The following is a 15,355-nucleotide window of genomic DNA, read 5'->3' as shown; positions in this document are numbered from 1 at the left end:
CCGGCATCTCTCTTCCGTTCGGGGTCGCGGAAGGCGGCACGGGATCTCCTCCGCGTGGCAGGGAAGCGTGTGCGGTTCTTGCGATCGGTTCCCTCCCGGATCATCGCAGACTAGATCTTCTGCGGCGCTCCATCAGAAACCGGCTTCCTCCGCGCCCGTGAGGGGCGATGCGGCAAATCCGGGCAGCGGGAGTACCGCAGGAGCCCTCACTGCGTCGGTGGGTCTGCATGAGTAAAAAGCCTGATTAGGTGAGGAGCAGAATGATTATGGGGTTTTGACTTTGAGGTACAAAGTTCTGGTCTGCGACCCGCTGGCTGATGAGGGGTTGGCGATCCTGCAGGAAGAGGCGGATGTAGACGTCAGGACCGATCAGACGGAGGAGCAGCTGGCGGAGATCGTAAAGGATTACGATGCCCTGGTTGTCAGGAGCGGCACCACGGTGACTGGTAGGATCATCGATGCCGGGACCCGCCTCCGGATCATCGGGCGGGCCGGGGCCGGGGTGGACAATATCGACGTGGAGGCCGCAACCCGCCGCGGCATCCCCGTGGTCAATGCACCGGAAGGGAACACGCTCGCCGCCACGGAGCATACGATGGCGATGATGCTGGCGCTCGCCAGGAACATTCCGCAGGCGAATGCCTCCCTGAAGCAGAGGCAATGGAAGCGCTCCAAGTTCATGGGGATCGAGCTGAACGAGAAGACGCTCGGCATCGTGGGGCTGGGAAGGATCGGGCGGGAGATCGCCCAGAGGGCGAACGCCATGCGGATGAAGGTGGTCGCCTACGACCCCTTTATCAGCGAGGAGCGTGCGGCCCAGCTCGGGGTGAAGCTGATGCCGCTCGACGAACTGATCCGCGTCTCCGACTTCATCACCGTGCATACCCCGCTGACCAAGGACACGCACCACCTCATCGATGCCGAGAAGATCGCCATGATGAAGGACGGCGTGCGGATCATCAACTGCGCCAGGGGCGGGATCATCGACGAGAAAGCGCTCTACGAGGCTGTGAAGAGCAACAAGGTCGCAGGAGCGGCGCTCGATGTCTTCGAGGACGAACCGCCCCTGAAGTCCCCCCTGCTGGATCTCCAGCAGGTGATCGTGACGCCGCACCTGGGCGCCAGCACCGTCGAGGCGCAGCAGAATGTTGCCGTCACCGTGGCGAAGGAGATCATCGCCGTCCTGCAGGGAGCGCCCGCGAAGTACGCCGTGAACGCCCCCATGGTCCCTCCCGAGCAGCAGGAGCGGATCGAGCCCTTCGCGCAGCTTGCAGAGAAGATGGGAAGATTCCTGATCCAGATCGTCGAGGGGAGACTGCAGTCCGTGGAGGTGGAGTTCGGCGGAGAACTCTCCCAGCCCTCGGTGAACACCCGGTATATCACGCGGCGCGCGCTGAAGGGGCTCATGGATCCCATCCTCCAGTCGCCCTCCAATATCATCAACGCCGAGTACATTGCCAAAGAACGCGGGATCGCCATCAAGGAGGCGGTCACGGAAGAGTCCCTCGGGTTCAAGAACCTGATCACCATCCGCGTGAAGACCGATGCGATGGAGGAGACGATGAGCGGTACGATCTTCATGAAAGGCCGCAGCCGGATCGTGGCGATCGGGGGGTATACGATGGACATGATTCCGGAAGGCTACGTCGTCGTCTCGCGCCACCTGGACCAGCCGGGCGTGATCGGCAGGGCGTCCACGATCCTGGGCGCAAACAAAATCAATATCGCCGGCATGCAGGTGGGGCGGATCAAGCCCGGCGAGGAGGCGATCATGGTCCTGAACGTGGATTCGCCGGTCCCGCCCGAGGTGATGGAACAGATCCGCAGCAAGGAGGGGATCTTCTCGGCGAAGTTTGCGAAGATCTGATCCAACCCCGCCCTGTCCTCACCCTTCTCGGGAGGATGGCAAAACCATTTTATGATCCAGTAACCTAATATTTAAGGCTGCAATCTCAGACGGGCTCGTGGTCTAGCCGGTTATGACGTCGCCTTGACATGGCGGAGGTCCTGAGTTCGAATCTCAGCGAGCCCATTCCGATCGGGAGACCGTCACGATTGATGAGTCTAGATGTACCGACCGCCTGATTCATAAGAAATTCTTGCGTCCCATCCGACAGCGTGAACGCATACCACTTCCGTTTCTGCGAATTCTGCGAATATTGTTCTCCTTTTAACAATGGATATCTTCTCCCTTCTACAGGTTCGCACACTTTCGGGAAATGTATCAATTGGTGCGGCTATCCGGCTATCCATCATTTCTGGGGCAGAGGGCCAACCCTCTGGTGCGATCCCGGCACACCTGTGCATGAGATTATTTGTGATCGAAGGAATCACGGATCGAGGGATCGAGAATTGATGTTACCGATTATTTATCCGTTCGCCGCTCTCATAGGCCATATCATACCATTGCTCTGCGGGTCGTAATACTGCGGACATCCCAACATTCTGCAGAGTCGAGCAGATGATCGATGGCCATGCTTTTTACTCGCATTTATCAGGCTGAAAATAGTTTTAGGGAGACCTCTATGTCCTTTACACCGTACATCCAGGGGGCTGTCCTCCACCGAAGTCTCCCAAGAATTGTACTTCTGTTCCATTATGCCCCATCGGGGTCGCACCCATCTCTCGTTGGGTTGGCAGTTGTGTTTCAGGGTCTCCCCCGTTATACCTTCCTCAATTGTTTGGCGCTCCCATCCCGTCGCACGTGCGAGGGGTGGTTGCCCGGGACAAAACGATACGCACCTTGATACAGCACAAGTCATCATCTTCCGCCCAGATGAGGGATGCCAAGATAGCCATGCGTGCGGGTTCATGGACTGTTTATCCTCCGGAGAATCGGAGGGAACTTCGCATGCCTCTTCGAGTCGTAGCATAGCGCGCTCCCTATCGGTCTGGTGCTCGAAGATGCTCCATACACCCCTCTAGAAGAAGGGTTGAGGTCGCGCCGGAGTGTACTTTTTAGGATCTCCTCCCCCACTACGTACAGGCACGGTGCATAAAAGACACGCGAACAATCGAGATGGTTGGAGATAACGGATCACGCCGGCTTTCCGCGGCGAACCGGAGTGCACGCCGAAGGCACGGTAACAGCCCCGGGTTTTCCCACATACGTGCCCGGCAGAAACCTGAAATGACCGGCTCGTTTCCACATTGATATGAGCCCGCTGCCGAATTCTGGAGTGATTGCGAGATCTATCCGATTCAACCATCCCCCTGGAGACAAAACGATTCCCATGAAAGCTGCCGTTCTCTTCTCGGGAGGTATGGACTCCACCACGCTCCTCTACGAGGTGATCCACATGGGGCTCCGCCCCGTGGCCATCACCTTCACGTACGGTCAGAAATCCATCAAAGAACTCGAGTTCGCCAAGGCGCTCGTTCGGAAACTGGAGATCCAGCATATCGTCATCCACTTCCCCGCGCTCGGGGAGATGGCGCGGGGGTGCGCCCTCACCGATCCCGAGATACCCATCCCGGAGGGGATCCCGGAGGACGATCTCGGGCGGTCGGTGATCGTTCCCAACCGGAACATGATCTTCATCTCCGTCGCGGCCTCCTACTGCCTCGCCTGGGGCGTGCGGACTCTCTTCACCGCTGTAAACAGGGAGGACGCCGCCCTCTCCCCGGACTGCAGCCCGGCCGTCATCGATGCCATGAAGAAGGCCCTGGAGGCCTGCGACCACTATCCCATCACGCTGCGGGCACCCTACCTGCAGCAGGACAAACTCGACATCCTGCGGATCGGGCAGACTCTCGGCGTCGACTACTCGCTCACGTGGTCCTGCTACTCGGGAGAAGATCGGCCGTGCGGGCGGTGCGCGTCTTGCCTCGCACGGCGGAGCGCGTTCGAGCGGGCCGGTATGAAAGATCCCCTCGAGTGCGCGCAGAATAGGGCTCCGTCGAGATAGTCATCGAGAAGATACCGACGGATTTCCGGTATGCTCCGGGAAGGGGCGAGATTCCCCCACGCTCTCGTGCGATAGCGATGGTTCCGAATTCCCGGAATCGTACAGGCCTATCGCACGAGTCCTTTCTCACCGAGGGGGCGGGCGGGCCTGATAAAGGCCGCGGGGAGACTAGGATCCAGCCATCGATGGGACAGGTGCAACACGCCGGAAGGCTTCTATGAGAACCCGCGGGTTTCCTCCTGTATGCTTGAACGCACCCTTGGTCGCTTCGACAGAGCGCATAACAGAGCGATTTTCTAGACCCGTCTGCAGTGCGGGATGAACTGCACCGTAGTGCCCCAGCACGGCATGGGATTGCAAGAATGCGGATAGAAGAAGGGAGGAGGTGCCGTGCGGGACCCTATCGTCCCGCCTCGCCGATCCTCGCGTCCACGGCCAGCCGCAGGGGTTCGGAGGTCTGCGAGAGCAGAACCATCTTCGCCACCGCCTCCCTCAACTGGGCGTTGAGCTGCTCGATCTGCTCGGCGGTCAGGAACTGTCGGATGTCCGGATCCTTCATCCGCTCCTCGGCAACCTGCGCCGTGTAGAAGAAGCGGTCCGCGACGGCAGCCGCATCCTGCGGAGTGAATACGTGGCGGGCGGGGCCCTGCACCATCGCCTCCAGATCCTGCAGCTGCGCCTCGATATCGTTGATCACCCCTATGATGGCGCCGTAGGCCGACTCCATGCCTGCAACGAGGACGGGCTTCGCCGCATACGTGCCGCCGGGCAGCGGCCTCTCCGGCAGGGGCGGCAGCTCCTCCTCCCGCTCAGGCCTGCGGCTCCACCAGACGGCCAGCAGGAGCGCGAGCAGGGCCAGCAGGAAGGCCATCAGGTAGGGGAACCAGTCGAATCCCGGAGCGGGGGTTCCCGACGGCGCCGGTTCGGCGGGTCCACCGGCCACCGGCGGCAGCGGCACCTGCTCGAAGAGCCCGACGACGCCCAGCTCTCCGACCTCGGCGGTCACCACACGTCCGGCGGTGTCGATATCCGCAGGCATGTCTGCCCACACTCCTGCTGCACCGTCCCACCGGCGGAGGACGAGGGATCTGCCCTCGAGGACGGCCCACTCCTCCGGTGTAAACTCCATGCGGAGCGTGGCCGGAGGCTGGAACGTGGCGTCCAGCGGGGCCAGATCGTAGGCGAAGCCCGTGGCGGCATACCCGGGTCCGCTCCCGGATGGGAGGGCCTGCAGGGGTTTGATGACCGCATACGGGAGCGGGCTGGCACCGGCGGCCAGGGCCAGCGTCCCTCTGCCGACGATCAGCTCGCCGATGCCATCCACGGCGCAGATGGTGATCTCCCGGGGAACGATGCCTTCCGCCGATGGTGAGAGCGTTCCGTTCTCGATGAAGTCGCACCGATGGCCGCCGGAGCCGAATGCCCGAGAGCCGTAGTAGGGCCCCGGCCGGGGCTTCGGTGTGGGTTCGGGCGTGGGCGGCACGACCTTCTGCTCCCTGTCTCCGAAGAACACCTGCACGATCTCCGCCGCCTCCACGCTGACGTTCACGGTATTCGGCGTGGTGCTGACGTAGTTCGCCGGATCGGTCTCGATCACGCCGTACATCCCGGGCGCCAGTCCCATGAACGCCGTGTGCCCGAACTCGCCGGTGGACTGCTGTGAGACTGTGCCGCTGGCGTTCTCCAGATGGATCTGAATCCCGCTGATGCCGGGCTCGTTATCGTTCCATAGCCCGTTCGCGTCGCGATCGTCGAAGACCGTTGCCCAGATCGCCGCGGCCTGCGGGGGTTCGGGCTCGACGTACAGGTCTCCGAAGTATACCTGCCGCACATCGTCTGCTGCCACGGTGACCGTCAGGATGTTCGGCGTGATGCTCACGTAACCCTCGGGATCGGTCTCCATCAGGGTGTACGTATCCGGAGCAAGGTCGAGGAACGGGCACTGGCCCAGGGCATTGGTGGTGCACTGGAGCGTGACGCTCCCGTTGGTGGCGTTCACCCTCACGCCGCCGATGCCCGGCTCGCCATCGTCCCAGATAGTGTTGTTATTCAGGTCATCAAAGACGGTTGCGAGAATCGTCGCCGTGTCCGGGGGTTCCGGTCCAACGTAGCGGTCGCCGAAGTAGACCGCGACGCTGCCCTCATAGATGATCGCAGTCTGGATATTCGGCGTGGTGCTCGCGTAGCCGGGGAGATCGGTCTCGATCACCACATACGATCCCGACCCCAGGTCGTCGAATGTGAACTGGCCGTACTCGTCCGTCGTGGTCTGCCTCCCCGACCATTCGGTCCGGGAGATGCTAACGGTCACACCGCCGATCCCGGGCTCGTCATCGTTCCAGTCGGCGCTGCCGTCCAGGTCGTGGAAGACGGTACCGCCGATACTGTTTGACGGCAGAAGCCGATCGCCGAACCTTACCTCGAGCGTCTCCCCTGCACGCACCGACACATGGCGGATGTTCGCCGTCGTGCTCGCATAGCCGGCGGGGTCCGTCTCGACGACCGTGTATGCTCCGGGCGCGAGACCCCGGAACGCAGTCCTCCCTTCGGCGTCGGTGTATGCCGTCGTCACAGGACCGCTCGAGTCGTACAGACGGACCGTGACTCCCGGTATGCCCGGTTCAGCCGCTTCGTCCCATGCCGTGTTGCCGTTCTCATCTTCGAACACCAGAACCTCCACAACGCCGGATTCGTCGTGCTCGGTGATGCCTGTATAGTACGCAATATCGCTCGCGGTTGCTGGCGGAAGAGTATCGTAGGTTGCCGCGACCGTCACGTTGTTGTAGTTCAGGCCCAGATTCGGTTCACCGAACCCGAAGAGCGAGAAGTTGCAGGCATCGATCGTTTTCGGGACCTCACCGTAGAACATCTCCTCATCGCTCATATTCACCGCTATCCCGTTCTGCACGTCGGTCCAGGTGAGGTTTGCAGGTTCGTTGTAGAAGTTCCAGACGAGCACCACCCAGACCGGCGTCGGTATCGACGTGTACACGGTGGGACCGGGGGGAGCATTCGCATCGAAGAGGCCAGGAGAACCGTTTTCCACTCCACAAACCAGCTTCTTCACTCCGAAGGGGTTTTCCACGCCGAGATACGCGGCGCTGTCCTCGTCGAATGTGTGCCAGTAGCCGTACGAGGCATCCACAAAGACCTGGTTTGTCTGGAGCGAAGAACGCGAAGATATGTAATCCCCAATGGTATACTCTGCCAAGGCCTGTGCGGTGTCATCGATGGTGCAGGTATACTCCCCTCCGACATCGAGCGATGCCGGCAGGCCGGGGCACTCGTCGCTCAGGTTGCGAGGCGTTTCGTCGTTATTGATGTCATACCAGGTGAGGTCCACGGGCACCGTGCCGGTGTTCTTCACCCGAATCTCCCACCTGAACGGCGTCCCGCTCTGGAGGACGGGGATCTGCACGCTCGAATTGGCGGCATCCACCTCGCCCTCGTATCTCACCCAGGATCCGGACTGGTTCACCAGGACGTTCTTCTCCACGTCGATGCCGAGGTCCTCCCCACCTTCGAGGGTGTCGAGGAATAACGTGCCTTCTGACCGGGCGCCTGCTTCCAGAGCTGCCACCCGCACGGTGTCGTTGCCGATCTTATCACCCGATCCACCTGGGATGGCGTTCGTGGAGCGGTATCCCTGCGGGTTGGTCTCGGTGACGGTGATCACGGCGCCGGGAGGCCCGTAGAGCTGGAAGCAGCCGTCCGAACCCGTCGTCTGCGACATGCCGGATGAGAGGGCGACGGTCGCACCCGCAAGCCCCGCCTCGCCGTCGTCCTTCCGCCCGTTGCCGTTGGTGTCGTTCACGACCTGGCCCGTGATCGTGACGATGCTCGCCTGCAGGGCATCGCCAAAGCAGACGGGGTACTTCTCCCCAAGGGCTCCGATATGCACATCGACGGTATTCGGCGTGGTGGAGATGTATCCCGCCGGATCCTCCTCTGCTACGGTGACGCTCCCTATTCGATCAATCGCGAAGGAGTACTGCCCATACACGCCCGTCTTCGTCTCCCGTCCGTCCGAGAGAGAGATGACGACGTCAGGAATGCCTGTTTCATCCAGATCCATCACGCCGTTGAGATTCCCGTCGTCAAAGACGATCCCGATAACGGAACTGAAGGAGGTGGCACACGTATCCCCAAAACCGATGTAATGGCTCTGTCCGAGCGCACTTACGTTCACATGGATGGTATCCGGTGTCGTGGAGCGATATCCTGTCGGATTCTCCTCTTCAACGATATATATCCCGGTATCCTGGACGGCGAAGGCGAAGGTTCCGCCGGGACCGGTGGTCCGCGGATCTTGTCCATTCAGCGTCACCGTCGCTCCGGCCAGTCCCGACTCTCCGGGATCCTGAACGCCGTTGCCGTTGGCATCGTCAAAGACCGTTCCGCAGATGAGAGCGACGCCAGCAGCTGCCGCATCCCCGAAGAGGTTCCCGCCATACTCCGTCCCTGGAGCAGCGATGGTGATATTCAGGTTGTCGTTATCCCATTTCAACGCCCCGGCACCGGGGATTGCATTGGTCGATACATACCCCGCGGGATTCGTCTCGGTTACGGTCATCTCGCCGGATGCGGATACGTACAGCGTGAAGAGGCCGTCAGATTCCGTCGTGCTGGCATCACCGCCTCCCGATACGACGGCACCGGCAAGGCCGGGCTCTCCGTCGTCGATCCCGTTCAGGTTCGTGTCGTTGAAGACCTTGCCCGTGATCTTTGCACCGGAAAAGTCCCCGAAGTCGACGGGGCTCGGTCCGGATGTCCCGACGACGAGGTTCACGCTCACGGTATCCGGCGTTGTGCTGACGTAGCCGGGGGGATTGGCCTCATGGACGGCGTACGTCCCATTCGCGCAGGTGCGAAGCGTGTACCGCCCGTACCCGTCGGTCAGGGCACTCGCCACCTCACTGCTATCGGTGAGGTTCACCACAACGCTGGAGAGCCCGCTTTCGCCCAGGTCCCGCTCGCCGTCGTGATCGGCATCCTCAAAGACCGTACCGAAGACCACGGCATAGTTCGAATCAGCAGTCGCGTATCCGAAGTCGATCACCTGCCCTTCGGCCGACGTAGTGCTGAAGGTGCTGCCGGGCGTGGTCCGGAAGTATCCGGCGGGGAGGGATGCCGAGACCTCGAAGGCTTCGCCGGGGAGAAGGTTGACGAACACATACCGCCCGTCGGCGTCCGTTGTCTGCACCGATGATCCGCTGGCGTTCCGGTAGGTCACCTCGACTCCCGGGATGCCCTCCTCGCCGTCGTCCAGGATGCCGTCCCCATCGGTATCGTCGAACGCCGTCCCCTGGACGAGCGCAGTTCCCGGCATCCAGCCGTAGTAGTGGCTGGCATCCTGATCGGTGATGGCGCCGCAGACGCCATCGGCGTGCGCCGTGACGGTACCGGTGTTCTCATAGTATCCTGCCGTAGCGGTGCCGCTGGCGGTGCAGTGCATCGTCTCGCCGGGCGCAAGGCAGGTTTGTGGGCAACTCACGGTGATCGAGCGGTCGTCGGTTACCGATATATCCTTCAGGACCGTATTGCCGGTATTGGTCACCGTGTAGTTCCATCGGATGGATTCGCCGACGGGGACGATCAGGCCATCGCCGAACTGCCCGCCCCATTCCGTCGCCTTCTCGATCTCCACGGCGGTCAGCCCTGCCACCCTCTCGATCACTTGAATTTGCGCCGTCGCAGAGTTGTCCGAGGTATTGAGGTCCCAGGCATCGGACATGACTGTCACCGCATTCGTTCGGGTTCCGACGGTATCGAATGCGGTGACCAATCTGAAAATGGTGCTACTATTAGGCTCCAGGGAGGGGAGGCTCCAGACGGTGCCGGAGGTGAACTCCGGCGTGGCGTCAAGAAGGGTATAGTTCGTGAGAAGTGCGATGTCATCCTCCACGCTGATGTTGGTCGCCGTATCGGAACCGCTGTTCGTTACGAGAATCGTCCACTCGACGGGGTCCCCTTCGTACACGGTCGAGACGTTGGCAGACTTGGTGACGATCAGGTCAGCGATGGACGGCTCCGGACTGTATGTGCCGAAGTAGTGGGCGGGATCCTCGGCATAGACCCATATATTCCCGTGACTGCCCGATGCATTGACAACGTTCTTGTGCGGGCCTTTAACCGCCGTCCCGTTCGCGAAACAGACCATGTCTTCGCCGGGCCCGAACTTCCAGAGCTTCGACTCCGGGCACGTGATGTTCAGATCAGCATCTGTATCCACCACCGTAACATTCTGGAGGAGGAACTCGCCGGTGTTGTTTACCAGAAAACGCCACTGGACCGGGGACCCCGGCTGTACCACAGGTCCCCAGGGATCATCCGCATCGTAGAACGTGCTCCCCCCGTCCACCGAGACCTGTTTCTCGACATCGATGGCCGGTCCGCTGTGTACGCCCCTGTAGTAGCTGGTGCAGGAGTCGGTGACTGTACCGGCAGCGATCTCCGTGAGAGAGATGAGGATGTAGTTCTTCTGCTCAGCGGAGACCGTAGCCATCACCGTCCCGACATTCTTGTACTGACCGAGCTTCGCAGAACCGCTCTTATTGCAGGTGAACGACGCGCCCGGGGAGAGGCTCTCGACAACGCAGATCTCCCCTTCCCTGTCATCGACCACCCGGATGCCAGTCAGGGTGACATTCCCGGTGTTGGTCACGGTGTAGGTCCAGTTGACGGGCGATCCTACAGGGATAAGCGGCCCCGGCCCCTGCTCTGACAGATTACCATTTGTGTATTTCACGATCGCGATACTGGCATCCAAACCCGACACATCCAGGGCGCCCGCCACCAGCGGCGCCACTAGGCACGTCGTCAGAAGGATACCTGCCGCGATCAGGGCGAGCAGCGACCGTCCACTGCTGCCCTTGACCGATCCAGTCGCATCAGCATCCATCGTACACCTCAACCCATGTTTCACCCATTGCTCTCACCGACCTTCCCGGTGCAGAAACCGACATCTGTAGAAAGGATCGGTGGGATAGAGAAGTATTTTAATGTGATTTTATTACGCAATTGTGCTTAAATATGTTTCTAAATTATTTCAATATATAAACCAACTGTAATAGGAATCCGAAGGAAATTTGTTCACGGTTTCGGTATCTTGATAAATTTCTGCATGATATAAAAAACTTGTTTTTTGATCCCGGGCTTGGTATCCCGCTCGCTCTCGAAAAGAAAGTAATTGCATTGGAGGTTCTGCAGCCATATATCCCTCTTCCTATTCCCGTGCATGCAGCGGCGGGCTGGCACCGGCGTCGATCTCCCCATCCGTGGCGGTGCGGAAGGGCATCCCGGGGACCCCGATCCTCTGCTCCGCCCGAAGGCGGCAGGGCGTGGCAGCGGAATTGGGCCGGCGTATTCCCTACGCGATGAAATCCCGCAGCGTGGTCTGGCGCTGCCGCGTGATCCCTTTCAGGATGTGACCCGCATCCATGAACCGTTCGAGAGGCAGGGAGAACTCCTTCGATATGTGCCGGAGCGCAGACTCCGCGTCCTCGAACTCGATCCCCGGCCGGAGCATCGCATGCCGCACGTTCTCGCGCACGTTGAAGACGCCGAGGGGAACGTATCCCTTGCGCGCTTCCCGGAGGACGATCGCACCGCCCTGCCTCCTCTCTCGGGCCAGCGCCTCCAGGATCGCCATCCTGCACGAGTAGTAGCAGCCCCCTACAGACGAGTAGGCAGTCTTCGGCAGGTGCCCCTCGTGATCGGCGAAGACCAGCTCCTCCCTCCCCAGGATGTGGTGGAAGGCCTCGATCCACTCGTACTGCCAGCCCGTGGGCATCAGGAGCACGGCATAGTGGTTGTTGAGGCTGTCAAAGGTGTGCACCCGCCAGGTGTCCAGGACGCTGCAGGTGCGGATCTCCTCCCGGTAGGCATCCGCGATGGCGGTGTCGCACGCAGTGATGGACCAGCGGGTGGGAACGAGCCTCCGATCCCGTCCAACCCCCATCGCCCCCACCGAAAATGCCTTCTGGATCGCCGAGAAGGGAATCCCCTCGCGGTGCAGGGCGACGATGGCATCCGCCGCGCGGAGATCCGTATCGTAGTAGACCCTCTCGAGATCCCCATCCCAGCCCACGCAGTCGATATCCAGACGCTCGATCGCAGCGCTGGCGCCGTACGGAGTGTGCTCCTCGCTGAAGGTCGCTCTGCCGGGCGCACGCAAGAACTCCACCTCGCTCTCGATCGATGCACTTGAGAGCGAGATCTCCTGCAGCTTCCCGACGAAGGGGTTGCGGAGGTCCGAGACGTCCACGGGGCGTTTCCCGCGGACGAGATCCAGGCGGAACCCGATGATCTCCTCCTGGGTCTTCCTGCGCGGGATCCAGGCTTCGGGAGTGTCGAGGATACGGGTATCGCCGCGGAAGGGGGCGATCATCGGACCGGCGAACACCTTCGGATAGTTCCAGCTGCCGATGAAGACGGAGGGGGGAGAGCTCCCCTCCAGCTGTCTCCCCACGTCCACCGACCGCATCAGGTGCGAATGCGATGTCAGCCTCTTCAGGTAGGCCCCCTTGGAGATCGGCATCCGGAAGAGTGTTCAACGCTCCTGCATAAAGGAATAGGGGATGCGGAGGGAAAGTGACCGCGATCCGAAGTGAGGGCAGAGCCCCGTCACTGCGGACGCTGCCACCTCCGCGGTGCCAAGCGCTTAAGTTCGGATACCGCCAAACCGGTATCGAGAATCGGTTTCGGGGCGGAGGAGCGGAATCGGTGGAAGGTTGCCAGCGGTATCGGAATGAGCTGCAGAGCCTGAAAGCGCGGGCGTCTGCCGAGATCGAGCAGGAGAGGGAGTTCCAGCGGGAGCTGCTCAGGGGAGAGCGGACCGCGCCTCATACCGTGGCGATGGTTGTAGCCAGCCTCCTCATCAACGCGATCCTCTATTTTCTGGAGCCGTCGGGCATCTACATGCTCCACTGGATTGCCGCAAGCTTCTACCTGGTGGTGATCTATCCGTTCCTGCTCCTCGTGCCGTCCGCGGAGAACGGTACTCCCGCCCGTGCAAAGGGGATGCGGGAGGAGATCATGGAGTTCCTCGACCGCGCATGGAGCACCGGGGTGCGGGAGCACAAACGGGCGCTCGGGCATATATTCTGGAATACCTTCTTCGTCAACTCCAGATCCCTCGCGATCGGCCTGTCTGTCATATTCGTTCTCGACGTACTCTTCGCCATCAGCCTGGGATTCCAGCGGAACGTTCTCTCACCCTTCGATGCCTGCTGGGTGATCTATCAGTCGATCGCGATCATCGTCTTTTATGCCGGAATCGTCGTGCTGAAACCCTACAAGATCGATTTCTTCCATTCGCTGCGGAGCATGAACCGCAGGATTCGCAGCGCCGTCAAGAAGACCTGGCAGGTCGTCATCGTGATCGCCGCCCTCTCTGCCCTCCTCGGGACCCTGGTGATCACCGCGATGCTGCTGCCGGGCCTCACCCTCGGTTTTGTCACCGCACCGCACTACCTGGGCAACGAGAGCATCCTGCCGATTGCCGCCATTTTCGCCACCCAGTTCATCCTGTTGCGGTTCCTGCAGGGCATCCACAGCCGCATGATGCTCCTCTCCTGGAGCCGGCGAAAGGAGAGCATCCTGCAGCAGCTCGTGATCTCGCCCCCGGAGATCCAGGAGGCGGACCTCCCGTCCGAAGCGTATGCAGACGATTACTCAAGACGGCATCTCAACTATCTCGCCGTGAAGACGTACACGCGGGGGCGCCATACCCTCTTCGGATACCTTCCGGTCTTTCTTATCGTACCCGATCTCCCCTTCCTCCTGGACCGCGAGACGATTGAGATCCTGCAGGACAACATCGGGCTCCACTCACCTCTGTGAGAAGATGTCCGCTTCGGCCGAGGAGCCACCCATAAATATATAAGGCGCGCTCCGTCATCGGAGATTGCCATGCGAAGCACCACCCCTGTTCTTCTCGCGGGCGCACTATCCCTGGCAATGCTCGTCGCCGTGGTGGCTTCGGGATGCCTCCAGATCGCCACCGGCGATGCGGTGCGGGTGGATGCCGTCCGACTTCCCGAAGGGTTCCATATCGATGTTTATGCAGACAACGTCCCTGGAGCCCGCTCGATGACCCTGGGCTCGAACGGGACCCTGTTCATTGGCACCCGTTCCATCGGGCGGGTCTATGCGATTCCCGACCGCGATCGCGACAACCGGGCGGATTCCGTCATCGTGCTGGCGGAAGGCCTGCACATGCCGAACGGCGTGGCGTTCCGGAACGGATCCCTGTACGTCGCCGAAGTGAGCAGGATCCTGCGCTTCGACGGGATCGAGGATCGGCTTGAATCGCCACCGGATGCGGCCGTTGTCACGACCGATCTGCCCGATCGGGAGAGCCACGGCTGGAAGTTCCTCGCGTTCGGTCCGGACGGCATGCTGTACGTGCCGGTTGGCATGCCCTGCAACGTCTGCGATCCCGAGGACGAACGGTTCGGGACGATCCTGCGGATGAACCCCGACGGCACGGGTATGGAGATTTTCGCCCGGGGGATCCGGAACTCCGTCGGGTTCGACTGGCAGCCGGATACGGGCGTTCTCTGGTTCACGGACAACGGAAGGGACTGGCTCGGCGAGAACGTCCCCCCCGACGAGCTGAACCGTGCGCCGGAGGCGGGGCTGCACTTCGGATTCCCCTACTGCCACGGGAGGAACATCTCCGATCCGGATTTCGGCCAGAGCCGCTCCTGCGCGGAGTTCACGCCTCCGGCCCAGGAACTGGGACCGCATGTGGCCGCGCTCGGCATGCGGTTCTACACGGGCAGCATGTTCCCGGAGGAGTACAGGGGGCAGATCTTCATCGCCGAGCACGGTTCCTGGAACCGGATCGTGCCGATTGGTTATCGGATCAGCCTGGTGCGCCTGGAGAACGGCGCACCCGTGAGCTACGAGGGCTTCGCGGAGGGCTGGCTCCAGAACTCCGCCGCCTGGGGGCGGCCAGTGGACGTGCTCGTCATGCCGGATGGAGCCCTGCTGGTATCGGACGATCATGCGGGGGCTGTCTATCGGATCCGGTACGGAGACTAGACGGCATCGGTCGGGCTGCTCCCCTGCCGGGAACCGGCAGGGGCGATGCCGCCGGGATGCGGCGCTCTGCCTGCACGATAGAATAAGAGGGGGAGGCGCACGGAAGGTAAGGAGGATCGGAAGATGAAACCCCAGGTGAAGAGGGGCGGATGATCGGTTCGAGATGATGCATACATCCGTGGTACGGGGGCGCTCGCGGTCCTTTACTCAGGCTCCCGCGGAGAACCGCAGAGGGTGGCGACACGGAGGACTGTCGGGTCGCCGCCCAGGGACGCATCCGACACGCCTGCCTGTGGATCGGCAGTCCCGGCCGGAGCTCCTGCAGTAGCAGCCGCGTGCGGGATCATCGCGGGGGCTATCGAACTTCCTTCCCGCCAGGGCAGGAGACTCCGAGGGCG

At 61.5% G+C, this 15,355-nt stretch carries 6 protein-coding genes and 1 tRNA gene; 5 read left to right on the top strand and 2 right to left on the bottom strand.

The annotated features are described in order from the left end of the window. The first annotated feature begins 280 nt into the window (after positions 1–280). The 3 genes from serA (at position 281) to queC (ending at position 3,908) form a co-directional block, all read left to right on the top strand. Positions 281–1,867: a phosphoglycerate dehydrogenase gene (gene serA / locus QMC96_01185; protein ID MDI6875371.1), complete on the top strand. Its 1,587-nt coding sequence runs from the start codon at positions 281–283 to the stop codon at positions 1,865–1,867. A gap of 91 nt (positions 1,868–1,958) precedes the next feature. Beyond that, a tRNA-Val gene (locus QMC96_01180) sits at positions 1,959–2,032 on the top strand. A gap of 1,201 nt (positions 2,033–3,233) precedes the next feature. Next, on the top strand, positions 3,234–3,908 hold the full coding sequence (gene queC, locus QMC96_01175) for a 7-cyano-7-deazaguanine synthase QueC (GenBank protein ID MDI6875370.1): 675 nt from the start codon (positions 3,234–3,236) through the stop codon (positions 3,906–3,908). A 400-nt stretch (positions 3,909–4,308) separates the two neighbouring features. Here queC and QMC96_01170 read toward each other — a convergent pair whose 3' ends face one another. Beyond that, positions 4,309–10,809: an SdrD B-like domain-containing protein gene (locus tag QMC96_01170; protein ID MDI6875369.1), complete on the bottom strand. Its 6,501-nt coding sequence runs from the start codon at positions 10,807–10,809 to the stop codon at positions 4,309–4,311. Between the two features lie 468 nt (positions 10,810–11,277). Continuing rightward, on the bottom strand, positions 11,278–12,447 hold the full coding sequence (locus QMC96_01165; GenBank protein ID MDI6875368.1) for a hypothetical protein: 1,170 nt from the start codon (positions 12,445–12,447) through the stop codon (positions 11,278–11,280). Positions 12,448–12,632: 185 nt separating this feature from the next. Between QMC96_01165 and QMC96_01160 the strand changes: the two genes are divergently transcribed. Together QMC96_01160 and QMC96_01155 are read left to right on the top strand one after the other, a co-directional pair. Beyond that, positions 12,633–13,751, top strand: coding sequence for a hypothetical protein (locus QMC96_01160; protein MDI6875367.1), 1,119 nt, complete (start codon positions 12,633–12,635; stop codon positions 13,749–13,751). 69 nt (positions 13,752–13,820) lie between these two features. Continuing rightward, positions 13,821–14,957 carry a sorbosone dehydrogenase family protein gene (locus QMC96_01155; GenBank protein ID MDI6875366.1) on the top strand — a complete coding sequence of 379 codons (1,137 nt, stop codon included), beginning with the start codon at positions 13,821–13,823 and terminating at the stop codon, positions 14,955–14,957. Positions 14,958–15,355 lie beyond the last annotated feature (398 nt).

This window comes from Methanomicrobiales archaeon (assembly GCA_030019205.1).
Taxonomy (GTDB): domain Archaea; phylum Halobacteriota; class Methanomicrobia; order Methanomicrobiales; family JACTUA01; genus JASEFH01.
The sequence above is the reverse complement of the archived record's forward strand: the minus strand, read 5'-3'. Positions and strand labels throughout refer to the sequence as shown.